The organism is Pontibacter qinzhouensis (genome assembly GCF_008017455.1).
Lineage (GTDB): Bacteria > Bacteroidota > Bacteroidia > Cytophagales > Hymenobacteraceae > Pontibacter > Pontibacter qinzhouensis.
This window is the reverse complement of the sequence record NZ_VRTY01000018.1, coordinates 46,557-72,305: the sequence shown is the minus strand read 5'-3', so window position 1 is coordinate 72,305 and position 25,749 is coordinate 46,557. Positions and strand designations below refer to the sequence as shown.

At 45.2% G+C, this 25,749-nt stretch carries 19 protein-coding genes and 3 tRNA genes; 11 read left to right on the top strand and 11 right to left on the bottom strand.

The genetic code is table 11. The features are described from left to right. Positions 1-27: 27 nt before the first annotated feature. Positions 28-1,887, top strand: a complete 1,860-nt coding sequence (locus tag FVR03_RS06790) for a glycosyltransferase family 117 protein (RefSeq protein WP_147920979.1) — start codon at positions 28-30, stop codon at positions 1,885-1,887. 189 nt (positions 1,888-2,076) lie between these two features. Here the strand turns inward: FVR03_RS06790 and FVR03_RS06785 are convergent, their stop codons facing one another. Together FVR03_RS06785 and FVR03_RS06780 are read right to left on the bottom strand one after the other, a co-directional pair. Continuing rightward, positions 2,077-3,396, bottom strand: a complete 1,320-nt coding sequence (locus tag FVR03_RS06785; RefSeq protein WP_147920978.1) for a toxin-antitoxin system YwqK family antitoxin — start codon at positions 3,394-3,396, stop codon at positions 2,077-2,079. Between the two features lie 81 nt (positions 3,397-3,477). Continuing rightward, positions 3,478-4,662 carry an acetyl-CoA C-acyltransferase gene (locus FVR03_RS06780; RefSeq protein ID WP_147920977.1) on the bottom strand — a complete coding sequence of 395 codons (1,185 nt, stop codon included), beginning with the start codon at positions 4,660-4,662 and terminating at the stop codon, positions 3,478-3,480. Between the two features lie 945 nt (positions 4,663-5,607). Here FVR03_RS06780 and FVR03_RS06775 point away from each other — a divergent pair. Beyond that, a complete protein-coding gene (locus FVR03_RS06775) occupies positions 5,608-5,943 on the top strand; it encodes a hypothetical protein (RefSeq protein WP_147920976.1) in 336 nt (111 codons plus the stop codon). A gap of 72 nt (positions 5,944-6,015) precedes the next feature. Here FVR03_RS06775 and FVR03_RS06770 read toward each other — a convergent pair whose 3' ends face one another. Then, entirely contained in the window at positions 6,016-6,456 is a 441-nt protein-coding gene (locus FVR03_RS06770; RefSeq protein ID WP_147920975.1) for a PaaI family thioesterase, read from the bottom strand. A gap of 1,290 nt (positions 6,457-7,746) precedes the next feature. Here FVR03_RS06770 and FVR03_RS06765 point away from each other — a divergent pair. The 3 genes from FVR03_RS06765 to FVR03_RS06755 all read left to right on the top strand — a co-directional run bounded on the left by FVR03_RS06765 (position 7,747) and on the right by FVR03_RS06755 (position 11,596). Further along, entirely contained in the window at positions 7,747-9,060 is a 1,314-nt protein-coding gene (locus FVR03_RS06765) for an NAD(P)H-dependent oxidoreductase (RefSeq protein WP_147920974.1), read from the top strand. Between the two features lie 134 nt (positions 9,061-9,194). After that, positions 9,195-10,316: an NAD-dependent epimerase/dehydratase family protein gene (locus FVR03_RS06760; RefSeq protein WP_147920973.1), complete on the top strand. Its 1,122-nt coding sequence runs from the start codon at positions 9,195-9,197 to the stop codon at positions 10,314-10,316. Beyond that, on the top strand, positions 10,313-11,596 hold the full coding sequence (locus FVR03_RS06755) for a UDP-glucose dehydrogenase family protein (protein WP_147920972.1): 1,284 nt from the start codon (positions 10,313-10,315) through the stop codon (positions 11,594-11,596). Before FVR03_RS06760 ends, FVR03_RS06755 begins: the two co-directional genes overlap by 4 nt. 182 nt (positions 11,597-11,778) lie before the next feature. On the opposite strand, the gene FVR03_RS06750 is transcribed toward FVR03_RS06755, so the two are convergent. Then, the gene (locus FVR03_RS06750) at positions 11,779-12,753 is read right to left on the bottom strand and encodes an aerotolerance protein (RefSeq protein ID WP_147920971.1); all 975 of its coding nucleotides are present in this window, start codon (positions 12,751-12,753) and stop codon (positions 11,779-11,781) included. Further along, positions 12,750-13,721: a VWA domain-containing protein gene (locus tag FVR03_RS06745; protein WP_147920970.1), complete on the bottom strand. Its 972-nt coding sequence runs from the start codon at positions 13,719-13,721 to the stop codon at positions 12,750-12,752. Before FVR03_RS06745 ends, FVR03_RS06750 begins: the two co-directional genes overlap by 4 nt. A gap of 327 nt (positions 13,722-14,048) precedes the next feature. Here FVR03_RS06745 and FVR03_RS06740 point away from each other — a divergent pair. The 3 genes from FVR03_RS06740 to FVR03_RS06730 all read left to right on the top strand — a co-directional run bounded on the left by FVR03_RS06740 (position 14,049) and on the right by FVR03_RS06730 (position 14,466). Continuing rightward, positions 14,049-14,135, top strand: a tRNA-Ser gene (locus FVR03_RS06740). A 115-nt stretch (positions 14,136-14,250) separates the two neighbouring features. Beyond that, positions 14,251-14,324: transfer RNA gene (locus tag FVR03_RS06735), tRNA-Pro, on the top strand. A gap of 68 nt (positions 14,325-14,392) precedes the next feature. Continuing rightward, positions 14,393-14,466 (top strand) — tRNA-Arg (locus FVR03_RS06730). A 162-nt stretch (positions 14,467-14,628) separates the two neighbouring features. On the opposite strand, the gene FVR03_RS06725 is transcribed toward FVR03_RS06730, so the two are convergent. Next, positions 14,629-14,847, bottom strand: a complete 219-nt coding sequence (locus FVR03_RS06725) for a hypothetical protein (RefSeq protein ID WP_147920969.1) — start codon at positions 14,845-14,847, stop codon at positions 14,629-14,631. A gap of 319 nt (positions 14,848-15,166) precedes the next feature. Here FVR03_RS06725 and FVR03_RS06720 point away from each other — a divergent pair, with 319 nt between their 5' ends. After that, positions 15,167-16,618 carry an alanine/glycine:cation symporter family protein gene (locus FVR03_RS06720; RefSeq protein ID WP_147920968.1) on the top strand — a complete coding sequence of 484 codons (1,452 nt, stop codon included), beginning with the start codon at positions 15,167-15,169 and terminating at the stop codon, positions 16,616-16,618. 411 nt (positions 16,619-17,029) lie between these two features. Here the strand turns inward: FVR03_RS06720 and chrA are convergent, their stop codons facing one another. The 3 genes from chrA to FVR03_RS06705 all read right to left on the bottom strand — a co-directional run bounded on the left by chrA (position 17,030) and on the right by FVR03_RS06705 (position 19,800). Beyond that, entirely contained in the window at positions 17,030-18,397 is a 1,368-nt protein-coding gene (gene chrA / locus FVR03_RS06715; RefSeq protein WP_147920967.1) for a chromate efflux transporter, read from the bottom strand. An 18-nt stretch (positions 18,398-18,415) separates the two neighbouring features. Then, on the bottom strand, positions 18,416-18,856 hold the full coding sequence (locus FVR03_RS06710) for a hypothetical protein (RefSeq protein ID WP_222707185.1): 441 nt from the start codon (positions 18,854-18,856) through the stop codon (positions 18,416-18,418). Between the two features lie 83 nt (positions 18,857-18,939). Then, entirely contained in the window at positions 18,940-19,800 is an 861-nt protein-coding gene (locus tag FVR03_RS06705) for a chromate resistance protein ChrB domain-containing protein (protein ID WP_147920965.1), read from the bottom strand. 794 nt (positions 19,801-20,594) lie between these two features. On the opposite strand from FVR03_RS06705, the gene FVR03_RS06700 reads away from it, so the two are divergent. Further along, positions 20,595-21,746: a PLP-dependent transferase gene (locus tag FVR03_RS06700; RefSeq protein WP_147920964.1), complete on the top strand. Its 1,152-nt coding sequence runs from the start codon at positions 20,595-20,597 to the stop codon at positions 21,744-21,746. Between the two features lie 50 nt (positions 21,747-21,796). Next, entirely contained in the window at positions 21,797-22,432 is a 636-nt protein-coding gene (locus FVR03_RS06695; RefSeq protein ID WP_147920963.1) for a peroxiredoxin, read from the top strand. Between the two features lie 217 nt (positions 22,433-22,649). Here the strand turns inward: FVR03_RS06695 and FVR03_RS06690 are convergent, their stop codons facing one another. Continuing rightward, positions 22,650-24,959, bottom strand: a complete 2,310-nt coding sequence (locus FVR03_RS06690; RefSeq protein ID WP_255474099.1) for a cation:proton antiporter domain-containing protein — start codon at positions 24,957-24,959, stop codon at positions 22,650-22,652. A 19-nt stretch (positions 24,960-24,978) separates the two neighbouring features. Beyond that, positions 24,979-25,635, bottom strand: a complete 657-nt coding sequence (locus FVR03_RS06685; protein ID WP_147920962.1) for a beta/alpha barrel domain-containing protein — start codon at positions 25,633-25,635, stop codon at positions 24,979-24,981. Between the last annotated feature and the right edge of the window lie 114 nt (positions 25,636-25,749).

The window sequence follows — 25,749 nt, the reverse complement described above, 5'->3', positions numbered from 1 at the left end:
GCTACTGATCTTCATATTTCTTCTTTTATGATTAAGGTAGTTAATCGACTAAAGCCATATACTTTACAAATAGGAATATTTCTGTTTTTTTTAACGGTTTATAGCCTCACAATGTACCCTGGTGCCGGAGGCAGAATTAACTGGGGGGACTCAATAAAGTGGCAGTACCTACACCTGGCCAATGGGTTACCACATAGCACAGGTTACCCGCAATTTCTGATGCTGACGGAGCTGTTTTCCAGGATAATATTTTTCCTGGACATGCCCGAAAGAATCACGCTGATAGCTGTATTGTTTGGAGCACTTGCAATGGTAATGTTCTACTCTGTAGTACACTTGCTCACCAATAGCAGGATTGGGAGCACGTTGGCAACTCTTTGCATGGGCTTTACCTACACCTTCTGGACACAGGCAACCGAGGCAGAAGTTTACACCCTGAACATCTTTTATCTTCTTACAGTATTCTACCTGTTCCTGAAGTTCTACTACACCAAAAGCAACAAATATTATTTGCTTGGCTGCGCCGTATTCGCCTTGAGCTTTGGCAATCATTTAACAATGGTTACTATATTGCCAGCTCTGGTATTTATTTCCTTGAAAGCTGACTATCGTAAAGTAATTGCTACACGAAACTTGCTCTTTGTTGCGCTTTTCATTCTGGCAGGTATCTCCCAGTATATTCTAGTTTACTACCGTGCCCACACTAGCAACCCTTTGTACATTGAATCATCTTTCAAGCCAAATTTCTCGGAGTTCTTTGGCTATATAACTGGCAGTGGGTTTCATTCTCAGATGTTTCCTTTTACGTTGCCTGTTATTCTTTACGAAAGGTTTAATATACTTTTCCAACTTTTAAACTTAAATTTCACTATCCTTGGCCTAAGTTTAGCAGCGGCAGGTTTTTTCTATTATTTGTATCAAAAAAAGGGATATGTCGAACTCATTTTTCTTGGGGCAGCTCTTGTAGGCCAACTTGTGTTTAACATTAATTATGATGTACCCGACTTAATTGTGTTTTTTTTACCTATCTATTTTATTCTAGGGATCTTTATAGGGATGATTTTCGCTTCTAGGCAAACTCTGGTTCCTTTAGTTCTAGGTATAACATTAACGCTTGGCATAATCTATATCAGCTTCAAGAAAAAAGATATACTAACGGCAAATACGTTTGTTACCCTATATATCAGACCTTACACTTCTATGCATGAATTGCAGAAAACGTCATATCCGTTATATTTTCATTCAAGCAATTATTACATTAGCATGTATATGAAGTATGATCAGCTAACTAATTTTAATAGCTCGCTTTTCTCGCTGACTACTACCGGTGTTTTGCCTGATACCTTTTACATAGCAAGAGAATCTGAAATAACGCCAGACTTGCAGGAACAGCACAACATTAGATTGGCCTATACAGAAAACGCTTATCAATTCTTGAATAGAAACATTAAAACGAACCATGCGGTCTTCATCAGTTTCATGGGTGCAGGTGCAGCTAACATGCCTGCTGAATTTTACACAATTTTAAAGCAACATGGCTCTAGAATAGATCACATTCCAGTTACTGGATCCTACTCAGCTATACTTTATAACGGAAAGATAGTTGAATATTTAAATGAAACTGGTCCTTCCGAAATCTCATCAAAAGATACAAAGTATAATCCACTCCCTGACCACATCAGGTTTAGCATCAATTCCGCAGCACCTGCTTTTGGCAGTGTGAGCATCATTAATATTAACGGATATGACTATTCGCCCAAAAGAAGAGGAATTAATTTTGTGGTTTATGATACGGTTAACAATCAGGTGACTGACATAATAGAATTCGATACAGTGGAAGGCGAAGAAAAAAAGCTATTTCAGGCTACCAGAAAAAGTAACAGCTAAATGCAGCCCTTGTATTAACTGCAGATTAAGAAACTAAAAATAACTTGCGTAACAGAACCTGGTTAGTTTTGGAAAAAATCTATGCCTATTTAGCTAAAGACCCTTGAGCATTTTCTGGACCGAAAGCCCTTGGAAGGCCATTTTCATTAGAATAATCTATATTTATGGCGCAGCAGATATAAAAGCCCGCTACTTCTCCTTCGTCTCCAGCACCTCACCGTTTCTGAACACAACGGTCTTCAGGAGTTTGCCCTGCTCATCGAAGTATTTCCAGTTGCCGGTGGCTTTGTTGTTGCGGTGCTGGCCTGTAACTTCGGTTTTGCCACTTTCAAAAAGCTGCTTGTATGGCCCGAACCGTAGACCATCTTTGTAAGCTGTTTCTGATTTTAACTTGCCAGAGGGGTGGTACGTGAAGCTGGGGCCGATTATTTTGCCATTATCGTACTTGTACTTCTCCTTTAGCTGCCCATTCTCATGGTATACCAGACGTTCACCTGTCAATCGGTCGTTAGCGTACGTTTCTGATAGGCTTAAAATTTTACCGGGAGCATCGAAATATGTTCGCCAGTTGCCGGTGCGTAATTTGTTCTTAAACTGCTCCTCTGCCTGTACGTGGCCAGAAGGGTAATAGCGCAGCAGCTTTTTATCATCGCCGTTGTTGCTGTAGGTGCCTTCTTCCCGGAGGTTGCCTTGCTCGTAATAATGCAGTGCAGTGCCATGCATGGCTCCGTTCCGGTAGGTGATCACGCTTCTGGGTTTCCCGCTTTCGTACCAGGCCTTTGCCTGCCCGTGCATCTTACCTGCCTGGAAGCTGCCCTGAGTACTAAGCTGACCTGACCTGAAATAACTTTTGTAGGTACCCTGCCTCTGCCCTGCCACATTTTCGACTTCTGTTTCTAATTGGCCATTGTCGAAGTAAGTTTTATAAGATCCTTCCAGCATACCGCTCCGGTAACTTGCCTCCGTTTCGAGTTTACCGTTGGAGTAGTAGGTTTTTGCCAGACCGTTTTGTTTGCTGTTGCTGTAGCTGATCTCAGATTTTAAGGTGCCAGACTGGTAGTACTCCTTCACCACACCCTCCGGAAAACCATTTACAAAGGCAGATTCCTGTCGCAGGGTTCCATCAGGGTAATACGTTTTAAGCATATTGCTTTGCTGGTCATTCTCAAAACTACCTTCCTGCAGCAGGCGGCCATCGGGGTGATAAGAACGGAACGGTCCCTGCTTTACATCGTCTTTATAAGTCACTTGTAGCCTTACCTGCCCATTTGGGTAAAATTCTGTAAAGATGCTGTCTTTCTTGCCATCAACAAACTTGGCCACGGCCTCGCGCTCACCAGAAGGGTAATAGCGGTGGTACTTACCGATTATTAGCGAGTCCGGTGAGATAAAATATTCTTCTTTTACAGAAGAACGGTCGTCGTTGTGGTAGGTGATCACTTTCGATTGGGCAAGGAGGGCACCACAGCTAAACCACAAGGCCACAAACAAGGAAAGAAATCTACTCATGCTGTTTTATCAGGTTAATTAAAAAAAGAAGCCTTACGGATAACGCAAGGCTTCTGACAAAATGTGTGCCGCGAAGGCAAATTACATTTTTTCTATAACAATAGAAGAGGCACCTCCCCCACCATTGCATATACCGGTCACGCCTATTTTACCGCCTTTCTTATCAAGAACATTACAAAGCGTTACCAGAATGCGGGCACCGGAGGCTCCAAGCGGGTGCCCGAGCGAAACGGCTCCACCATAAACATTTACGTTGCCGCCTTCCAGCCCCAGTTTCTGATTATTGGCGATAGACACGACCGAAAAAGCCTCGTTAATTTCGTAGAAGTCTACCTCACTAGCCTCTAATCCCGCATTTTTCAGCGCTTTCGGTATAGCCAGCGAAGGCGTGGTAGTGAACCAGATCGGGTCCTGCTCTGCATCTGCAAAACCACGTATTCTGGCAATTGGTTTCACGCCCAGTTCTTCAGCCTTCTCTTTGCTCATAAGCAGAACGGCTGCTGCACCATCGTTCAGGGTAGAGGCGTTTGCTGCGGTTACGGTGCCTGCCTTGTCAAACACTGGCTTTAGAGAAGTTATTTTATCGAAGTTCACTTTCAGGTATTCCTCATCTTCTGCTACAACAAGCGGGTCTTTTCCGCGTTGGGGTACCTCTACTGGCACAATCTCATCTTTCAGATTTCCTGCTTTGGCAGCCTCAGCCACCTTTTTGTAAGAATTAACAGCGTACTCATCCTGCATTTCGCGGGTAATTTTCAGCTCTCTGGCTGTGTTCTCCGCTGCGTTACCCATATGGAAATCGTTGTACACATCCCAGAGTCCATCTCGTACCAGGCCATCCGTTAACTGGCCATGGCCTAACTTATAGCCAAACCGGGCTTTATCGAGGTAAAAAGGCACGTTCGACATGCTTTCCATGCCACCTGCCACTATTACATCTTTATGCCCCAGCATAATTGCCTGAGCCGCAAACATAATGGCCTTGGAGCCTGAGGCACAGACTTTATTGACCGTGGTGCACTCCACCTCATGGCCTAGTCCGGCAAAAATGGCAGCTTGCCTGGCAGGAGCCTGTCCCAGGTTCGCCGACAGTACATTACCCATTATCACCTCCTGCACCTGCTCTTTGGCAACACCGGCTTTCTCGAGCGCACCCTTTATGGCTGCCGCCCCCAGTTGCGTGGCTGAAAGGCTGGCCAATGCACCACCAAAGCTGCCAATTGGCGTCCGCACCGCCGACACTATATATACTTCTTTTATCTGCATAAACGTAAGCTTAATTATTAGTTGAAGTTACCTCATTTTTAAATTATTAACAAACGTACGCAAGTCTGAACAAAGGATGTACCTACCTGATGCCAGAGCATTTTGTAAATTGCTAACCCAACAGAAATTATAATCTGACGAGCTTAGTGCCTGCAGTTGTTCCTGCTGTAAATGTAACGGCTCTACAAGCTGCCGGTTTCAGGAGAGGTAATCCTACTTTACGTAGTTATTTAACCTCTACAGTAAATACCTTGTAACCCTCCTGACCTGCAGGACCCTTGAAGAAAAAAAGCTCATAACTCTTCTGAAGGCTGATTTTATTAGAATAATCTAAACGAAAGGTTTAGTTTTTATTGCCTTCCTTAAAAATTGCACTGAAATCAAGCCATTGCTATGTAGCAACACATAATTTTTTAATTGCCCGGAGCAATACGTGCTATCAAATTCCGGCTACAAAAATTTGCATAGTAAAAAGAGGAACAGATCTGACTTAGCACTTTATACGGTCTAGGTTACAGCACTAAGCGGATAAAAATGTATTTTCTACGCTTAACGCACGTAATTTATAAATATCAGCTTGGCGCTACCACTGCTGCATTTTTGTACCCAAACCTACTACTCAAGTAGGTTTAAGGCAGATGTCAGGCTGCCTTAGCTTGCCTAAAATGACTGAAAAAAATCAAAAATTAAATTGCACCTATTCGAAACATCCCAAAACATTTAGGAGTATACTATGCTAAGAGAGCAGTTGCGAAACAGACCCTTAACCATAGTACGTATCACCCACACTTAACAGTGCTGTACTATACCTGATACCTTCGAATATTATTAATTATATATATACTCTTAAGACTTGAAGAACAACTACAACCGTGACATTTTCGATGTGCATGATTTTATGCTGAAAGCCTTTTGGAGAGTTGAATAAGTGATAATGATTTAGACATGAAGGAATTAGATAAACTACGCAAAGGGTTAAAGATCGGCGACATTTTGCTGATTGAGGACTATGGAAACACTTTAAAATGTATTTTTATGGCCGGTGGTCTGGCAAAGTCATCGTTTATAGTTAAAGACGATGCTTTGGTAGAAGCTCTCCGGTTGAAAGGTGACCATGGTATTTTAGAAGGAGCTTCATTTCATGCCTTTAAAAATACCTTCGACAGCTTTGCACTGCATGTTAAGGCTAGAAAATTATATGATGAGCTTAGTTACAACCTGCCATTGTATATGAAGCCGGAAGTGCACGAAGACGAGGTTTTGAAGCAAGCTGTTGCGTAAGGTCATACATTAACCACCAGTTGCTGGTGTTTGGTAAAGAGGGAGGTTGCGTCAGCAGCCTCCCTCTTTACTTTATAGCGAATACCCTTCTAAGGCAGCAAGAGGTTGGTTTGTGCGCATAAACTGACCAGTTCCGAAAGCAACCTCTTTCCCTCTCTCATTATAGATTACCGATTCGGCAAGTAATACCTGCCGCGATACCGACCGCACCATACCCACTGCCGATAAATGCCCACTGTTGACCATGCGCAACAGGTTCATCTGGAAAGAGCTAGTGACGATAAAGAAATCGCGGACAACCGAGGCTGCGGCAAACCAGGCGGCATCGTCGAGGAGCTTAAAATACACAGAACCATGCACGGCATTAGCGCCATGAAAGAATTTTGGATCGGTAGGCAATAAGATTTTAGCACGCTCCCGACTAACCTGAATCGTGCTACCTGTATAAAATTCCTGAATATTCGCTGCCAGAAACAGCTTTTCCAGTTGTTTGTAATGCTCCTCCTGTGTCATGTAGGGTATAAGTGTCTGTTATTTTACTGCTGCTAACCTGTTAGTAAGGTAGTGTTTGCTACCTCACTAACACATGATAAGCCTCTACAAATATAAAGCCTGTGCCGCAACTTCTCCGGGCTAACAGGTTAAATTCCCTACTTCAACAGAAGGAATATTCCTTAGGATTGAAAAATTTTTCTATATGAGGCAAACCTCACCTCCAAATGTTGCCAAAGTCCTTGCTAAGTACAGCTAATTTGATACAGTGACACACTTTCAGCCTTTGTCTTTCTTCTCTTCAAGATTATCAGGTGAAGGGTGCCGTGATACCAGTGTTGTCTATCTAAAGGCGATATTATTTTTGATTTCGGGAAGTTTAGCCACAGACTATAAATAAATACTACACACCCTTGGCGAAATTCTGATAAAAAACCTTCTGGAGGCTATTTTCATTAGTAGAATTTAGAAGGTAAGTTCTAAATGGATCTCATTAGACCTGCATTCATATTTTTTAAATTTAACAGTAGACACCGAAAATTCACATACCAGAATTCTTTCTTAAAAATTAAATAACATTAGTTATAGTAACGCTGCAGGCATAGCTTAAGGAGTACTTCCATGTTATTAAACTAAATAACCTGATTTTGTGGCACGTCGAAAAAATTTATATAATCCTACTTTGTATTAAATTTTTGAAGTGAATTATTATAACGCTTTCACCGTATTCCCGTACAACCAAGCAAGTTTAGGAACAGGTGTTGTAGTGGCTGGTTCCTTCCATTTCTTAAATTCAGATGACAGACTAATCCTGCAGTATTAATCAATGCTTACCGTGATTCGCAAAACTTCTATTACTTATTTCTCCGGCACTGAAAGGATGTTTGTTTCGCACCCTGCCCTGGTCCAAATCTGCTCCCTGAGCCAATGAAACCTGATTATTCTTCTATTTACGTGCCTGATAAAACTAACCTTCTGCTGTTTCACCACCGCCCTTTTCTTTCAAACAGCCCACTTATTTCAGGGCTAGCAATGCTGCCTGCTGCAGATTTTCCTATACACTTTCTGGCAGTAAATTTTATTCAGTTGAATAACTGGATAATTTACCGGCCAAATGTTCATCCGGAAATTTAATATGCACGTATGCAGATGAAAATATATTCAGAAACCTTAATTTATATTAAAGGACCTCGTGCAGGAAATTTTAAAAGTCCTTAACACTCCAAATACAACCAACCATCTAACATATATGTAACGAGTTCAGCAAGCTGGTCTGTCCGCGTTACAAGTTCACATTAAAAATAAATTTTCATGATTATACTAGACAAATATTTACAGGCTCGCGAAAAAGAAGGAAACCCGATCAGGGTCGGCATTATAGGTGCTGGCATCATGGCGAAAGGCCTTGTAAACCAGATAGTGCGCTACACCCCTGGTATGGAAGTGGCAGCCATTGTTAACAGAACAGTGAGCAAAGCGCTTGATGCTTACGAGAATGCAGGCACTACGGCAGAGGTTTGCACCGATGCTGAATCGCTGCAAAAATGCCTGTCAGCAGGAGGCTTTGCCGTAACCGATAATCCTGACCTGGTATGTGAGGCAGCCGGCATCGATATAATTGTGGAGATGACTGGCACTATACACTACGCTACCGATGTGGTGATGAAGGCAATAGCAAACAAAAAGCACGTGCTGCTCTTTAACGCAGAACTCGACGCCACGATCGGCCCGATTTTAAAAGTACACGCCGATAAAGCCGGAGTACTTATTAGCGGAGGCGATGGAGACCAGCCAGGCGTAATTATGAACCTGGTGCGCTTTGTTAAGAGCATTGGCCTGACTCCCGTTTTATGTGGCAATATTAAAGGCCTGCAGGACTATTATCGTAACCCCACTACCCAGGCTGGTTTCGCCGCCACCTGGGACATGACTCCTGAAATGGTCACCTCTTTTGCTGACGGCACTAAAATATCGTTTGAGCAGGCCTGCGTGGCCAATGCAACCGGCATGGGAGTAGCCAAGCGCGGCATGATCGGCATTAACTACGATGGCCACGTGGATGACATGACCTCCATGTACGATGTAGAAGAACTGAAGCGCTTAGGTGGCATTGTAGATTATGTGGTAGGTCCGAAACCCGGCCCGGGCGTTTTCGTATATGCGACCGCCGACGACCCCATGACAAAGAAATATTTAGAGTACGGTAAACTCGGAAAAGGCCCGCTGTACAGCTTTTACACCCCGTACCACCTGTGTTACTTTGAGCTGCCTCACTCTATAGGTAAAATGGTAGAGTTTCAGGATGTGATAATGGCACCAATAGCGGGGCCTGTAGTTGATGTAATAACACTGGCTAAAACCGACCTGCCTGCAGGAAAGCAGCTCGATGGATTGGGAGGTTACGACACCTACGGCCAATGCGAGAACGCACCGGTTGCGCGCCAGGAGAATCTTTTACCGATCGGGTTAGCCGAAGGAGCAGTTCTGAAGCGCGATGTGAAGCGCGATGAGCCCTTAACCTTTGATGATGTGGAACTGGATGAAACATCGCAGGTGATGCGCCTTTACCGCGAGCAGCTACAGATGTTCTTCCCGGAGCTGCAGGAAAAATCAGCCATAGCCTGATATAGTTGTTGATTGCTGGTAGTTAAGCAATAACCCTGTTCAACAATTTAACCATGAAACAATTTAGCAATCAGCGATTAACAACCAATAACAAGAAGCAATTAACAACCAACAATACATAATAAGCAGAACACATGACAAGTGATACAATAGCGCCTAAAGCAGTGAACCGAATTCTGCAAGAAGACATGGTGGCCATTTACGAAGGCCTGTCGACGGCAGAAAAAGATAAGCTGCGAAATTCTACTATACTTATTACCGGCTGCGGTGGCTTTTTAGGCTACTACTTTATGCACTTCTTCGCTCATTATGCCGAAGAGCTGCAACTTAAACGCATCATCGGTCTCGATAACTTCCTGACTGGCACCAAAGACTGGCTCGACACGCTCGTGGAGAACAACCAGGGCAAAGTGGAGCTGCGTTATTTCAACGTTATAACCGACAATGTAGCCGACATTCCAGGTGCTGATGAAGCAGACATCGTAATTCACATGGCTTCTATCGCCTCTCCTACTTTTTACCGCATTCACCCGATCGAGACCGTAGACGCTAACATTACCGGCCTGCGCCGCCTGCTCGATTTTTATGCTGAGAAACAGCTGAAAGGCTTCCTGTTCTTCTCAAGCAGCGAAATCTATGGCGATCCGTTCCCGGAGTTCATCCCTACCAGCGAAGACTACAGAGGCAATGTGGCCAGCATCGGCCCACGCGCCTGCTACGACGAGGCTAAGCGCTTTGGCGAAACACTTTGCTACCTCTTTTCTGAGAAACACAACATGACCATTGGCATTGCCCGACCATTTAACAACTATGGCCCCGGCATGAACATAAACGACAAGCGCCTGCCTGCCGACTTTGCCAAAGCCGTAGTAGAAGGCCGCGACCTCGAGATTCTTTCTGATGGCACTCCTACCCGCACGTTCTGCTACATCTCCGATGCCATTACCGGTTACCTGAAGGTGCTGCTGCACGGTAAGTTCGATGTATTTAACATTGGCATGGATAAGCCGGAGCTATCGGTGCGGGAGTTTGCTGAGATCTTTAACCGCGAAGGCAAGGCTATTTTCGATTACCAAGGCGAGATTAAATTCAGTGTTTCAGCAGATCAGCAGTACCTGACAGATAACCCTAACAGACGCTGCCCCAACATCAGCAAAGCGCGTGAGGTACTTGCCTACGAACCAAAGGTTTCTGTAGAAGAAGGCATCAGAAGGTATTTAGAATTTTTGCATACATTTAACGGCAAGTTACAATGATTACAGTATTAGGATTAGGATTTGTAGGTCTGACAACAGCCCTGGGTTTCAGTAAAAAAGGCTTTAAAGTTTATGGTGTAGACGTAAACGCGCAAAAGCTCGAAAAAATAAAGAATTACGAAGTTCCTTTTTATGAGCCGCACCTCGAAGAGGCGCTGCGCGACGAATTAGGGAACAATTTTATAGTAGATGCTTCGCTGGAAGAGGCCGTGAACAACAGCAAGGCCATTATTATTTGCGTGGGCACACCGGGCAAAGAAGATGGCAGCGCTGACCTGACTTATTTATTAGACGCTGTAAAAAATGTCTTTGAGTCGAGCGACGGGACTTTTAAAGTTATTGTAACCAAGTCTACGGTGCCGCCATCTACTATTTCGCGGCAGGTGAAGCCATATGTGGAGCAGCTGAACAGAGAGTACAACAAACCGGTAGGCCTGGCCTCTAACCCAGAGTTTTTACGCGAAGGCTACGCCTGGGACGATTTTATGAACCCCGACAGAGTAGTGATCGGTGTGGAAGATGAGCAAAGCAAGGAAATCCTGAACCAGATCTACCAGCCGTTTAAAGCGCCTATTCATTATGTAAACTACAATTCGGCTGAGTTTATCAAGTATCTCTCCAACACGCTGCTGTCTACACTCATCAGTTTCTCAAACGAGATGGCGATGGTGGCAGACCATATCGGTGATATTGACGTGGCCAGAGCCTTTAAAATTCTGCACGAAGACAAACGCTGGCACGGGCAACCGGCTGCTATGTCGAGCTACGTGTACCCGGGTTGCGGTTATGGCGGTTACTGCCTGCCAAAAGACACAGCCGCTCTCAGTAGCATAGCCCAGGAAAACGGTTTTACAGCCAGAATTCTGGATGCCAACCTGCAGATAAACGAAGAGATAAAAGAGCACATGGCCGAAAAAATTGCCGCTGTTGCTTCTAAAGACAGTACTATTGGTATACTTGGCCTGTCGTTTAAGAGCAACTCCGACGATGTGCGCTTTACGCCTAGTAAGTTTATTATAGAGAAGCTGCTGGAGAAAGGCTATACTAACATTGTAGCTTACGACCCGATGGCAAACGAAGTATTCAAGGCTTCGTACAACCTGCCGATCTCATATGTCGACTCCCTGGAGACGCTGGTAGAACAGTCTGATGAGCTGGTATTGCTTACTAACTGGTCTGAATTCAAGGAGAACGAGGAACTGCTTAAAACCAAGCGCCTCTTTGACTTCCGCTATGTGTTCACCTCCCCGGCAACATCTGTAGCCGAAACCATAGGTTAAGAGCCGCACAAAGCAGCTAATTATACAAATTAAATCCCGGTAAAGGCACTGACCTTTTACCGGGATTTTTTTATGCTATAGGTCGCAAATTATTCAAATGAAAATGGCCTTCAGAAGAGTTTTTCACCATTTAGTGTCAAGGGTAAAATTTAGCCTGAGTCAGGTAATCTGCAGTTAAACTATCACCAATCAGGTTTGGAGGGATCAGGTTTTTTAGTCGCTTTTTTAGGGAGTTGCTGAATATACTGCATCTCGATGTTCTGCATGGCATCGAGCAGCAACTGTGCTTTTTCCGGACTGATGTTCATTTGTTGCAGCCGGTTTCGGCGTGTTTGCGCCCGCTGGTCTTCTTCAGAAGCCGCCTCAGCACTAGACCTGCTATTGTTTTGCCCCTGCTCCGGATTGTTCTCTGCTCGTTGTCCCTCTGTATCGCCAGGAGTTTGTCCGGCTGCCTGCTCCTGCTCTTTTGTGCCGTTGGGGTTGTTCTGGTTAGTGGTATGGTCTGAGGGCGCATTGGTCTGGCTGCGGTTCTCTGGCGTACCTGTCTCCGTCTCCTCTTTTGTCTCTATTTCCTCTTCCCTGTTGCCATCGGCATCCGGCTTCAATTTTGGCTGAAGAGCTAAATCTTCTGTGGCAGGCGGTGGTAATTCTGCCTCTTCCGGTGGCGTTTCTTCTGAGAGATCCTGATCCACCTCCTCTTCCTGATCATCTACAAATTCGGGGTGCAGCAACAGGTACTTTTTTAATAACTCATAATTGTAGCGCGCACTTTCGTTGCCAGGTTCGGCTACAAGAGCTTTTTTGTAATAGGTAAGAGCCAGTTTAAACTTGTTTCTCCGGGCAGCAATGTTGCCGGTTTGCAAAGCCGCCACCGCCCGTATATGCTGAAATGGATGCGTAGCCAGTTGTTGGTACTGCTGCAGCGCCTTGTCCAGAAGGCCGGCCTTGTAATATGCATGAGCCAGGTTCAGGCTAATTTGATCGTCCTGCACCTCCAGGTCGTTTAACAGGTGCTCATAAGCCGCTATTGCCGTTACAAAATCCTGCTGCTGATAGGCTATGGCTGCCTCACGGGCATAGCGGTTAATTTGCGATATAGTACGAATGCCACCTCCGAACAGGCTGATCAGAAACAGGAACAGAAGAACAGGTTTCATATACTGATCAGTTTAACAGGAATGAGCACATCCAGTAAAATAAGTAACAAAGCCAACGCCAGCGGGTACACGTATTTGTTAGCCGTTACATCAACCGTTTTACTTTCGCGCAACTCGCCTTCTATGTTGTTGATGGTGCTGATCAGGCGATTTACTTCACTCACGCGATCGTTTACTTCAAAATATTCGCCATCAGTGTGGTCGGCTAACTCGAGGAGTGGCTCCGGGTTCAGGCGCGTAAAAACCATCTGGCCGTTTGTGTCTTTCTTATAGCCTCCTGCCGCCGGAATACGGCCGCCATCCGATGTGCCTACACCTAATGTAAACACCCGGATGTTTTGTTCGCGCAGGGTCTCCAGCAGTTTGTTTTTATTATCGCCAAAGTCTTCGCCATCGCTGATAAGAACCAGCACACGCGCCTTCTGCTCTTCCACCTCTACTTGTTTGTTCTGCGTGAATTTTTCGAGCACCAGTTCCAGAACAGGAGCATAATCTGTGCCTGCAGCGGGCAATAAGTCGGTGCGAAGGGTGCGGGTGTATAATTGCAGCGCCTCCTGGTCGTAGGTGAGCGGGGTGTGCAGGTAAGCTTCTGAAGAAAAAACAATAATACCGATTTTATCCGAGTTAAAGCGCTTAATCAGGCGTTGCATCTCGTGCCGTGCCTTCTCTATGCGCGATGGCTGCACATCGGTAGCGTTCATGGAGTCAGATAAATCAATAGCGATGTACAAATCCTTGCCAATGGTCTTAATCTCCTTTTTCATGGCGCCAAACGACGGACCGAGTATAGAAATAACCAGGAGCAGCACGTACACATGGCGCAGCACAAATTTAAACCAGACAATGTGGGGCCTTTGCTTAAAAAAAAGCGCCACCTTTCTTACCCGCACCAGGTACCCGATATAGATGCCCAGAAAGAGGACACCAAAAAGTATTTCCAGAAAAGTAATGGTTTGGTACCAGGTCATGTTGGCTGAAACTAGAAATATTTTTTTCTTCAGAAACAAAGATACGAAAACACGGCTATTAAATTATTTGCCGTACCAGGCCAAAATTTTCCGGAAAACAGGTAGCCGGGCCAGCAGATGAAAACTAATTTACCTGCCATTGATTTTTTTTTCAGAAAATGTGCTGGCCTAGAAAGCAGGGAAGATAAATAGTATCAATTAGTTAGTTTAAAAAGTGTGCTTTAAGAAAGGCAGACACACTTTTTAGAGCAGTATTTTTTTGCAAAAGGTATTGCGTTTCGTGGAGATTGTTGTAAGTTTGCATACCCTTTAGCAGAAAGGGGCACCGGAGAGGTGGGTGAGTGGCTGAAACCAGCAGTTTGCTAAACTGCCGTACTCGTAAGGGTACCGGGGGTTCGAATCCCCCCCCCTCCGCAAGAAAAGATTTTTAAAATAATTTTGTTTCTTAAAAAACTTCTCTTACTTTTGCACCGCGTTCAACATTAACAGCGACACAGTTTTATCGCTAACCGGAGTTGAAAGCATAGTTCGGGGTGTAGCGTAGCCCGGTATCGCGCCACATTTGGGATGTGGAGGTCGTAGGTTCGAATCCTGCCACCCCGACAAGAAAATTTCGGAAGTAATTCCGAAATTTTTCGTTTAAAGGAAGTTCTACTCTTCCGGCAAACACTGGTCTCGTAGCTCAGCTGGATAGAGCAACTGCCTTCTAAGCAGTAGGTCTTTGGTTCGAATCCAAACGGGATCACAAAAAGCCCCTTCAGATGCTCTGAAGGGGCTTTTTTTTGTGTGTGCGGTCTTAATATATTTAAACTGATAGCCCCTTGGCTGAAAAAGATGAAAATTTCTTATGAAGGCAAATTTCATTAGAAAGATTGCAAGCCACCTGTAAGTAAAGCAACTTCAATGCTTACATCACCTTTTTCTCAGGCTGCTCTCCCTCCTGCTCTACTATATACTTATCGTTTGTAAAAACCTGCCACTGTATGGGCTGGCCATGCGGGGTATAAAAAGTAAACGAGCGATCCACTTCGGGCTCGCTCTCGTCGTTAAAGATTAAGCGCCACCATATCCAGATAATAAAAAGGAAGGCAACAATACAGCTTCCTGCTATCAGTTCTTGTATCATGCCGAAAGGTAGCAGCGGCAGGTTACTTTATTGTTACCCATATATTATCATTGCTTTACAATAAACACAAAGACTAAAATAGCTGATTATCAGCTTTACCCATTTATATTTATAACCTGATTTATATTTCAGTCCACCTGGCCTATACCAAGCGGGCCTGTACTTGCCCCTGCCACAACCATTCGTTAGGGCACCTCCAGAAGCAGAAAATTAGTTATAGATCTTTCAGAATATTTTCTTTTCTTTATAAGATGCGAATCAGGTTAAAACTGATTTTGCTACCTAAAACAGCATCTTTATCCGCCCAAAACCCAACTACATGGAAAATCTCATCAACGCTATTAACGACATCGTCTGGAGCAATGCTCTTATTGTACTGTGCCTGGGAGCAGGTATTTATTTTTCTATCAGAACACGGTTTCTGCAGCTGCGCTTATTCCCAGATATGCTGCGGCTCCTGTTTAAAGGCGAATCGTCTGATAAAGGTGTAAGTTCTTTTCAGGCATTTTCTATGGCCATTGCAGGCCGCGTAGGAACCGGAAATATTGCCGGGGTGGCCACTGCTATTGCCATGGGTGGCCCTGGAGCTGTTTTCTGGATGTGGGTGATTGCTTTTTTAGGAAGTGCTTCCGCGTTTATAGAGGCTACGCTGGGCCAGATCTTTAAACAAGTACAAGACGGCCAGTACCGTGGAGGCCCCGCCTACTACATAGAAAAAGGTTTAGGCATGAAATGGTATGCAGTGGTTTTTGCCCTAGCCACCATCATCAGCATGGCATTTCTGCTGCCTGGTGTGCAGAGCAACAGCATCGCCACCAGCATGTATGCGGCTTTTAACATTCCGGTAGGTATAACCGGTGGTGCCATTACAGTTCTGCTTGCCCTGATCATTTTTGGCGGAGTGCGCCGCATTGGTCGGGTAGCTGAAATTGCTGTTCCTTTTATGGCTGGTGCTTATCTGCTGATGACCTTTGTTATTATAGGCCTTAACATTACAGAAGTGCCCGCGGTACTGAGCCTCATCATAAAATCGGCCTTTAACATAGAGCCTGCTTTTGCCGGAGTGTTTGGTATGGCTATTTCGTGGGGCGTTAAGAGGGGCATTTACTCAAATGAAGCCGGCCAAGGCACTGCCCCACATGCCGCAGCTGCCGCAGAAGTAAGTCACCCCGCAAAACAAGGACTGGTACAGGCATTTTCGGTTTACGTAGATACTATGCTGGTGTGCACTGCTACTGCCTTTATGATATTGTTTACAGGTCAATATAACGTTATTAATCCGGATGGAGGATTTATTGTAGAAAACGCACCAGGTATAGCCTTCGGTCCGGCTTTTACGCAACAAGCTGTTAATACCCATTTTCCTAGCTTAGGCGGCGGTTTTGTAGCCATCTCTTTACTCCTCTTTGCCTTCACCACCATAATGGCCTATTATTATATTGCTGAAACCAACCTCAGCTACCTTAGCGCCAAAACCAGCAAAGGCCTTCTGTGGGCGCTAAGGGTACTTATGTTGGCAGCCACCTTTTACGGATCGGTAAAAACAGCAGAAGCAGCCTGGGTGCTTGGCGATATAGGTGTAGGCATTATGGCCTGGCTGAACATGGTTGCTATGCTTCTGCTATCCAAGCCAGCCTTGGCTGCACTGAAAGATTACGAAAAGCAGGTAAAAGCCGGCTTGGACCCTGTGTTCAGCCCTATACATCTTAACATAAAAAACGCCTCAGAATGGGAGAAACCGGAAGAAATTAAAAAAGAAGTAATTGCTTAACGGCACAAAACTATTTCTATCTTAACAGGAACAGCCAGAACAGCAACTCTTTCTATTAGAAAAAAAGCAGCAGGCCTTGACACCCTCAGGCATTTTTTACCTTCTGAAGGCTCTTTTCATTAGAATAATTTACCTACCGAATACTGATTGTTTATGGCTGGTTGCCAATTGGAAGTTGATTTGGATAGTGCTCCTCCATTTAATTTTTTTGAATTATGCCCCCTACAAAACAGTTTCAAAGCAGCCAGTGGCCGCAGAATAATCGTCAAGAGCGAGGACGCTCGCGCTATCATAATTTTTAATTTCTAATTTGGCGAAGCGCTAGTTGATGATCTGGATACGATAAACCTAGTTAGAGAGGTTAATTCAGAAACAGCAAAGCTCCTGCAGGCGTTTTGCTGTTTTTGAACATTACCCTGGCAGCAACTGCACCAGGTAAGCGGCTAAACCAGCCACAGCGCTTATCGCTATCCAGGTTATCATACCAATTTTAAACCGATACATCGCAAGCACCGACACCAGAACCCAGGCCAGCGCCAGCCAATCTGGCTCCCTGCCCTGCCGTAGTACCACCGCACTCCCGAAATAAACCGCCAGGTTCAGCACCACTCCCACCACAGCTGCCGTTACAACTCCCAGAATAGATTTTACCCATGTGTTGTGCTGTGTGCGCTCTATAAGCGGACCGCCTACCAATATAAATAGAAAACAGGGCAGAAAGGTGAAAAACGTAGTAGTGGCAAGCCCTACTGCTCCCATCAGCAAAGAGCCACCGTATTGGTTATAGCCTGCCATAAAGCCTACAAAAACCAGCACCATAATCAGCGGCCCAGGCGTCGTCTCGCCTAGCGACAGGCCATCAATCATCTGCAGCCTGCTGAGCCAGTTAAAATCCTCTACGGCTACCTGGGCTACATAGGGCAGCACCGCATAGGCTCCGCCAAAAGTTACTAAGGCGGCTTTTGTAAAGAAGAACGACAAGGTTTTCCAGAAAATAAAATCCTGGCTGAACAGGTAAAACAGCAGGAACGGCGACAACCATAAAACTACCACCATTACCCCGCGCCACAACAGCTGCATCGGTTTGAGCAATACCTCTGTCTCCCCAGTTGTGCCCTGTACCAGATAAGCTGATGCTTCTACATCTCCGGCAACAGTATATGGCTGGGCTTCTGGATGCAACAACTTCGGAAACAGCTGGCGTGCCAGCACAGCCAGCAGTATGGCACAAATTATAATGTACGGGAAAGGAATGTTAAGAAAGTAAATAGCCAGAAAACTTGCCAGCGCCAGCAGGTAGTGCAGCACACTCTTCAACGACTTCTTTCCGATCTTCAATAGCGCCAGCAACACAATAGCCACCACAGCAGGCTTTAACCCATAAAAGAGGGCCGACACCCAAGGTATAGAACCGTAGCTTACGTAAGCCATGCTCAAACCTAGCAAAATAAAAACCGATGGCAGTACAAACAGAATACCTGCTGCCAACCCACCCCTGACACCATGCAGTAACCAGCCTATGTAGGTAGCCAATTGCTGCGCCTCCGGTCCCGGCAAGAGCATGCAATAGTTAAGCGCATGCAGAAATTTGGCATCAGAGAGCCACCTCTTCTTCTCCACTACAAACTCATGCATGATAGCAATCTGCCCGGCAGGACCACCAAAACTAATGAAACCCAGCTTCAGCCAAAACAGTAGCACCTCTTTAAAAGCAGGCATGGCTGGTGGCGGAAGCTGATTTGCTGCCTCATTTAGTAACTCTTTCTTGTACGTTTTCATGCTGCACATCTCTGTGGTTTAATGAAACTTATAACCAATACCATAGGTCCAGGTCCAGCTGTGGTCGCTGCTCCTATGGTAAGCGGGCGCCATAAAAACCAGGTTCTTATAGTCTACCCTTGGAGCCAGGCCAAGCTTGGGCTCGGCCTGGCCTTTTACCACCAGCAACGAAGGTAAAGCACCTGCTCCTATCGAAAAGTTCGAGTTAAATTTTAGCCGAATGTTTGGGCCTCCTACGTTAATTGCAAAAGTATTTCTGGCATTTGTCGTAATGCCCACCATTCCTTCCAGTGCCAGGTTAAGGACCTTACGTTCTGCTGCCGGAGCCGTGTCCTGTGCTTGCACCTTGCCAGGAGACATAAAAGCAATAAGTAACACAAAAACCATAAAAAGGCCTTTCCCATAAAAATAGAAAGGTTCAGCCTTGGCTGCATTCATTTGAGTATTCACTTTTACCATCGTAAACTGTTGTTTTAAACTTGTTGTACTTCTTTATTACTCATGCAAGAAACAACCAACAGTGCGGGAAAAATAGAACGTGATTAACCTTTAGAATCCTTTTTACCTTTTGCCAAAGATTTTTTGTATTCGGATGGACTTTGGCCTATAAACTTTTTAAAGATGCGTGTAAAATGGCTTTGGTCCGAAAAGCCTGTGAGATAGGCAATTTCTGATAAAGAGTGGTCGGTAGTCTGAAGCAGGTGCAAAGCCTTTTCGATACGCAGTTTCCGGATGTACTCGCCATACGACATGTTATCGAAATACTTAGCGAACTCCCTCGACACATATGCCGGATGTACCTCAAGACCTTTCGCTATCTCACTTAGGCTCAGGCTTAGATTCGTATCAACTTGGTCCTGTATAATTTCCTTTAGCCCTTGTGCCCAGGCTGGTACTTTTTTCCGCTCTTTCTGCTGCCGCATGTAGCGGTTGAACACCTGCAAAAAAAGGTTTTCGGTGGGTTGCTGCAGGTGCTTTACTCCCTGCAGCTGCTTTGCCCAAGTGTACAAGGCATCGTAGAGCACCATTCCTTTCTCCAAAAGCTCATAATCGTCTTTTATGTTGACCGACAGGCCCACCGATATAGCCCAAAGCCCGGCCGACTGTTTGGTTAGGCTGTGATCGTCTGTATCAGCACCTCTTAGTATAGGCGCCATGGTGTGCAAGGCCTCATCTGTGAGCTTATACTTTTCCAGAAAAAAATCAAACGTGCACCGGTCGTTGTAATGCGTCAGCTCGGCTTCCGGAATATCAAACGGAATGGCCTGCAGTTCCTGCGCCTTCTCCAGCACCTGCTGGTAAGGCACAAAATAAAATATAGCCTCATTGTCTATAAATCTCCTGATAAGCCAGGGGCAGGCAATCCGGTCTACCTTTGGTCGTTCGCGTGTAATCCAGTTCATGAAATAAGTTGTAAATACACCAATTTAATAACAGGTAATTACTTTGCTCCAAGCTTCTGACAATAGATTTGCTCCCCTATCAGAAACTGAAGGAAACTAAATTATGTAAATTAAAATAGCCTGCCGAAGCCATTTTGGTCCTAACATAGCCTAGGCCTAAGATTGCCTTGTATGTAGTCTTTCCCAAATTATTTTTTATAAAATTATAATTTAATTTGATTGAAACATAAATCCACTTAAATTTGTATACTAATTCTATAGGAATTAAATATTAAATTAAAAAAAGTGTCAACATGATAAAGGAAATCGCTTTTAGCTTTGCGCAATATGCTCCTTTGACCAATATAGGTCAAGTCCTTTCCAGCATGACTGACACATGTTGTTGTTGCTAAACAATTAGGCAGCTTAACACCCTCCGTTTCTAACTGCCCATCCGTAACCGGGTATCTTTTTCGCTTCTTTTTAACGTAAGCTTTTACAGATTCAACAAATTCGCGCAGAAGAGGCGGCTATGTCCGCTGGTACTTTTAGAGTTTAATGGGCGCCTCGGTACCCAACAGACAAAATGCTGCTATAGGTTACTGTTGTTAGCGCCTTATGCCATAGCTAACTTACCTCCTCCTCCGCATTATAAACTGAGGCCAGCACAGGCAGTAAATCGTACCGCATTAGCTTGTTTTGCGACAGCCAGCCTGAATATGTACTCCAGTAGCAGCAACTTTTTAAGGGAAAAGGCCTAACCGTAAGCCATCAGGCAACAAAAAAAGGTCAACAATAACAAAAAATCAGAACTCATGCAAACTTTACATATCCATTTCGACTCCAGAAACTACCTGTACCAAAAAGCTTTGGCTACTCAAAACATCAGCCAGACTACCACTGCCAACGCGTTTAGCCTGCCTGCTCTCGATAAACCATTTAGCTGGAATGCAACAGGCAAACCAATTTTCTTCTCCGACCGGCTAAGCCAGGCCAGGTTTAAGCTCTTCAGAGCTTTACTGAAAAAAGGACAGAACGTGCTAAGCCTGAATTCTGATTCACAGAAGTGGCAGGAACTGGCTCATTATAAACGGCATGGCTACAGCATCCGGCAAAACAAAACCCCTGGTAATTTGGCCTATAAAGAATTAGTAGATGAGCAAACGGGTATCCTGTACCTGGCTACTATCGGAGATGATCTTTCTGTACCTGATTTCCAGAAGGTAATCCGGTTTGCGCAAGACAGGGGTATAAAAGTAATTGTAGACAACACTGCCGGTGCCGAAGGAATTTTGTTCGACCCTATTGTTTGGGGTGCCGATTATGTTTTATCGAACCTGCTGCACTGGCACCCAGATATAAAAACCCAGGGGCATGTGGTGGTGCGCACTTCAAGCCTGATAATCGGAGACGGATGGGGAGACCAATCGCCTTATAAAAAACAGAAAGCCGGAGAAAGCAGGGTTATTCCGTTACCCACCGCCAGTTTCTGGCGCGAAAACCCAAATGAGGTTGCTCGCATTAAAAACAAGCTTGCTGTTACACTGCAGTTAGCAAAATGGTTTCAACTCGCTGCATTAACCACAGCGGTAGTGTACCCGGGGCTTCCTACGCACCCCGATCATTTTAATACGCTCAAATTTTTCAGGAATGGCTACGGCAATCAGTTCTTTTGGTCGTTGGAAGGCCAGCACCACACTTATGATAAGTTGCAACAACAATTTATAGGCGTTCCCGTGCCTGGCGTTAAAATTACAGCTGTACCCGGCAAGGCTGTATTTAAAATAGAAGTGAGAGACGGAAATCTGAAGGAAATAACAGATGCTCTTCAGCGTGCTTTTGCTCTGGTAAGTAATGCTATAGGAAATAAGCAGCGCCAGGATCAGGAGGCGCAAAAACTCTCGGACCAGATCCGCCTCAGTTTCGAAAACGATACCATCAAAAAAATAACTGCCTCTGATTTTTAGAATCCTTGTCAGTAACTGTATCTTTATATAAAATCAAAACACATAAAGCTATGACATTACAACTTGGAGATGTAGCTCCTGACTTTTCAGCAGAAACTACTTTAGGTAAAATTAACTTTCATGAGTGGCTAGGCGACTCGTGGGGTATTCTGTTTTCGCACCCTGCAGATTTCACACCAGTGTGTACGACAGAACTGGGCACAACGGCAAAACTGAAAGGTGAGTTTGAAAAGCGCAACGTAAAAGTGGTGGCTCTGAGCGTAGATCCGCTCGACTCGCACCACGAATGGATAAAAGATATAAACGAAACGCAGTCTACAGAAGTAAACTTCCCGATTATTGCTGACTCTGACCAGAAGGTGGCGCAGCTTTACGGCATGATTCACCCAAACGCCTCCGACAAGCTGACAGTTCGTTCGGTGTATGTGATCGGTCCAGATAAAAAAATAAAACTGACCATAACCTACCCTGCCTCTACGGGCCGCAATTTTAACGAACTCCTGCGTGTAATAGACTCGCTTCAGCTTACGGCTAACTACAGCGTGGCTACTCCCGCCAACTGGCAGCATGGCGAAGATGTGGTTATAGCACCAGCTATCAAGAACGAAGACATTCCGGCAAAATTCCCGAAAGGTTATAAGGAGGTGAAGCCTTACCTGCGCACCACACCGCAACCGAACCTATAAAAAGCACTGCAGTCCAGTGTATAAAAAGTAGCTAGTACAAAATCAATGTAAAACTTCTGTTAAGGCACTTCAAAGTTCAAGTTTTTAAAAGTCAACTTACTGCTAAAACTTGTGTCTTTGGTTTTACTTAATATTAAACAGCCTGCCTGTTCGGATTATACCCGACTGGCAGGCTGTTTGCATGTTGGTAAGGCCCGATGACATAACAAAAGCAGGACTATCCTTTTAATATGAGCACGGAAGGCGCGTATCTTAACCATACACTCTGCGTCTGTACCAGTTGCTTCCAACTTGAAAGACTAATCAGCATAATATCTTGCTGCCGCAGAAAATCGCGAGAAATATTATTGTCGGTATACAGGGCAATGTTGCCTGGTGCCACCTGCTCCATAGACCGAATAGCTTCTTTAAACTCAGCCGATGCGCCTATCTCTCTAACAGCATCAAGTAATATAATGCCTGCATCATTGTTTTTTATAAGCATTCGGGCGTATTGCAGCAGAAAAATATCCTTTTTCGAGAATACCGGAATAAATACTCTCTCCACTTTCTGCAAACCTTTTTCTATTAAAATGCCAACTGGAATTTTTGTCGCTTTGGTTATATGCCGCACCCGATCGTCAAGCACAGCTTCTGCAAACAGCTTCTCTCTTCCGGAAAGTGTCTCCAACAGTTTTTCTGGATTAATTATTTTGGTAGATACACCTAGAATTTTTCCTAATAAGGTATTCTGAAAGACAGATTGCCCCATTCCGATTAACATCAGGTCGAAATCGCCGCGGTTGGCAGTTTCAATAATTTCCTTGCTGATGTCCTGCGATGGCTTGTAGAGGGTGTTTATCGCTATGTTCAGCCGCTCTGCCTCTGAAAGCACCGGGAAAAAGCTCTCCCGCTCCAATTGCCGCTCCTCAAACAGGTGAGTTTCGCTGCTTTGCGATAAGTGCAGCGCCGTAATGGTCGTGTTATCAGCTGCCCTCTTTGTTAAACTATTTGCCAGTTGCAACATTACCCGTCCACTCTCCGGGTTCCCGAACGAAAGCAGGATATTGAATTTGCCCTTCACTGTTATTCGCTCCGAGAAAGGCGACAACGGTTTTTTCGCAGGCAGCACCTTGTCTATCAGGTCAAGGGCCGGGCCGGTCAGGAAAGTGGTTACGAGCGCCATCAGCACCATCATGGCAAAAATCTCAGGCGACAATACGCCCAGGTCGTAGCCGATGTTTAGCACCACCAGTTCCATGAGCCCGCGTGTGTTCATCAGGCTGCCTATAATGAGGCTTTCGCGCCATGTATGCCCTACGAAACGTGCTGCCAGGGCACTGCCCACCAGCTTGCCGATTGTGGCTACCACTATTATCAGGGCACATATAAGCCAGAGGCTGCTGTTGTTCAGCAAACCTATCTGCGTGCGCAGCCCTGTAAAAACAAAGAAGAGTGGCAGTAGCAGCACTAGTGCAATATCTTCTATTTTCTCTACAAATATGTTGCGGAACCTTATGTTGTCAGGCATCATAACGCCAGCCATAAAAGCACCGAAAAGCGCATGAATGCCAATAACCTCCGTCATATACGCCGACAGCAGCAATACCAGAAAAAACACTGCCACAATGGGCTTGCTCAGGGTTTCTTTGTTTGAGTAGATGTTGCCGAGCCGCTTCAGGAACGGCTGCACCAGCTTTAGCATAAACACCACATAAGTTATTGCCAGCACCATGGTATAAAGCGAACTCACAAACGAGCCAGCCTTTACGATGGCAATAACGGCAGCCAGTATGCACCAGGCCGTAATATCGTCGGCGGCGGCGCAGGTAATAACCACCGTGCCAAGCCTTGTTTTAGAGATACCCCGCTCCTGCACAATGCGCGCCAGCACCGGAAAAGCCGTAATACTCATCGCTATGCCGGTAAAAAGGGCAAAGGAAAGGAAGCTGACATTGGCCGGCGCGTAACCCGCATATATAAAATAGGCCAGCCCCATGCCCAGCGCAAACGGAATAATAATACTGGCATGGCTGATCACAACGGCATCGTGCGCTTTTGTTCTCAGCACTTTTAAATCCAGTTCCATGCCTACCACAAACATAAACAGGATCAGGCCTATCTGGCTCAGGAATTGCAAATTACCAAGCGACTGCACCGGGAACAGCACTACCGAAAGCTCCGGAAACAGCCAGCCCAGCAACGACGGCCCCAGGAAAATACCGGCCACAATTTCTCCTATAACAGTAGGCTGCCCTATCTTGTTGAAGAGGAACCCGAACAGTCTGGCTGTTACAATAATCACGATTATCTGCACGAGCAAAATGGCAAGCGGGTGCGTCAGGTTATGCGACATTGTTTCCAGGAACTGCTCCCAGGTGGTGGTTTCCACGTGGCTGCCGGTTTCTGTTACTTTGGCTGCCTCCAGTAGTTTCCCCTGCACTACTATCCAATACATCAGCGCCGAAAAAACACTTACCACCAGCACATAAAACATGGTGTTCTTCATGCCTTTCTTCTTTGTTGTTCTCATCGCTACTGCTTCCATTTCTAGTGGTTTTAGGGATTCAACATTCTTTGCGGTACTCGTTCATGATGTTTCTTACCAGTTCGGCTGAGGACGGCGGCGTATAAGAAACTGCGTTGGCTCCGGCGGCTATCACCTCCTGTATGGTTTCGGCTGTTTTGCCACCTGTTGCTATAACTGCGCAACCCGGGTCTATGGCCTTTATCTGCCTGACAATGGCTGCCGTTTTCTCCGCTCCCGATACATTAAAAATATCGGTTCCTGCTGCCAGCCGGCCGGCAATGTCGTCGTTCATAGAAACAACTGTTACCACTACCGGAATCTCCAGCTTGTCTTTCAGTTTCCGGATGAGCTCGTTTGGCGTTGGCTTGTTAACAATTACTCCCAGCGCTCCCTGAAACTCGGCATCGAGGGCAATCTCTACGGAACGCTTGCCGCTTGTTACCCCGCCGCCTACACCACAAAATACAGGTTTATCGGCAGCCAGCATAAGGGCATGTGCAATAATAGGCTGTGGTGTAAAAGGGTAAAGCGCAATAACGGCATCGGCATTAATATTCCGGATTATAGCCACATCCGTGCTGAAAACGAAAGATTTCAGAAGCTGGCCAAATACCTTTATACCGCTGCACCTGTTTATTTCGTCAGGTACGGTAATAAAGTGCTTTCTTAAATTTCCTGTAATAGTCGGTATCATAGCTCCGCCCGGTTCTGGTAAACTGCAAATTAAAAAATAGGCTGGTTTATTGATTTGCCTTGTAACCAAGCGGGAAGAAAACGTAACAAAAGGCAGTTTTTCTGTACCGAAATT

Excerpts from the sequence above, each read along its gene's own strand:
- FVR03_RS06690 (WP_255474099.1), bottom strand. The coding sequence starts at position 24,959 with ATGGAAGCAGTAGCGATGAGAACAACAAAGAAGAAAGGCATGAAGAAC.
- FVR03_RS06765 (WP_147920974.1), top strand. The coding sequence starts at position 7,747 with ATGATTATACTAGACAAATATTTACAGGCTCGCGAAAAAGAAGGAAAC.
- FVR03_RS06720 (WP_147920968.1), top strand. The coding sequence starts at position 15,167 with ATGGAAAATCTCATCAACGCTATTAACGACATCGTCTGGAGCAATGCT.
- FVR03_RS06745 (WP_147920970.1), bottom strand. The coding sequence starts at position 13,721 with ATGACCTGGTACCAAACCATTACTTTTCTGGAAATACTTTTTGGTGTC.
- FVR03_RS06725 (WP_147920969.1), bottom strand. The coding sequence starts at position 14,847 with ATGATACAAGAACTGATAGCAGGAAGCTGTATTGTTGCCTTCCTTTTT.
- FVR03_RS06770 (WP_147920975.1), bottom strand. The coding sequence starts at position 6,456 with ATGACACAGGAGGAGCATTACAAACAACTGGAAAAGCTGTTTCTGGCA.
- FVR03_RS06700 (WP_147920964.1), top strand. The coding sequence starts at position 20,595 with ATGCAAACTTTACATATCCATTTCGACTCCAGAAACTACCTGTACCAA.
- FVR03_RS06760 (WP_147920973.1), top strand. The coding sequence starts at position 9,195 with ATGACAAGTGATACAATAGCGCCTAAAGCAGTGAACCGAATTCTGCAA.
- chrA (WP_147920967.1), bottom strand. The coding sequence starts at position 18,397 with ATGAAAACGTACAAGAAAGAGTTACTAAATGAGGCAGCAAATCAGCTT.
- FVR03_RS06785 (WP_147920978.1), bottom strand. The coding sequence starts at position 3,396 with ATGAGTAGATTTCTTTCCTTGTTTGTGGCCTTGTGGTTTAGCTGTGGT.
- FVR03_RS06685 (WP_147920962.1), bottom strand. The coding sequence starts at position 25,635 with ATGATACCGACTATTACAGGAAATTTAAGAAAGCACTTTATTACCGTA.
- FVR03_RS06775 (WP_147920976.1), top strand. The coding sequence starts at position 5,608 with ATGAAGGAATTAGATAAACTACGCAAAGGGTTAAAGATCGGCGACATT.
- FVR03_RS06710 (WP_222707185.1), bottom strand. The coding sequence starts at position 18,856 with ATGGTAAAAGTGAATACTCAAATGAATGCAGCCAAGGCTGAACCTTTC.
- FVR03_RS06695 (WP_147920963.1), top strand. The coding sequence starts at position 21,797 with ATGACATTACAACTTGGAGATGTAGCTCCTGACTTTTCAGCAGAAACT.
- FVR03_RS06780 (WP_147920977.1), bottom strand. The coding sequence starts at position 4,662 with ATGCAGATAAAAGAAGTATATATAGTGTCGGCGGTGCGGACGCCAATT.
- FVR03_RS06750 (WP_147920971.1), bottom strand. The coding sequence starts at position 12,753 with ATGAAACCTGTTCTTCTGTTCCTGTTTCTGATCAGCCTGTTCGGAGGT.
- FVR03_RS06755 (WP_147920972.1), top strand. The coding sequence starts at position 10,313 with ATGATTACAGTATTAGGATTAGGATTTGTAGGTCTGACAACAGCCCTG.
- FVR03_RS06705 (WP_147920965.1), bottom strand. The coding sequence starts at position 19,800 with ATGAACTGGATTACACGCGAACGACCAAAGGTAGACCGGATTGCCTGC.
- FVR03_RS06790 (WP_147920979.1), top strand. The coding sequence starts at position 28 with ATGATTAAGGTAGTTAATCGACTAAAGCCATATACTTTACAAATAGGA.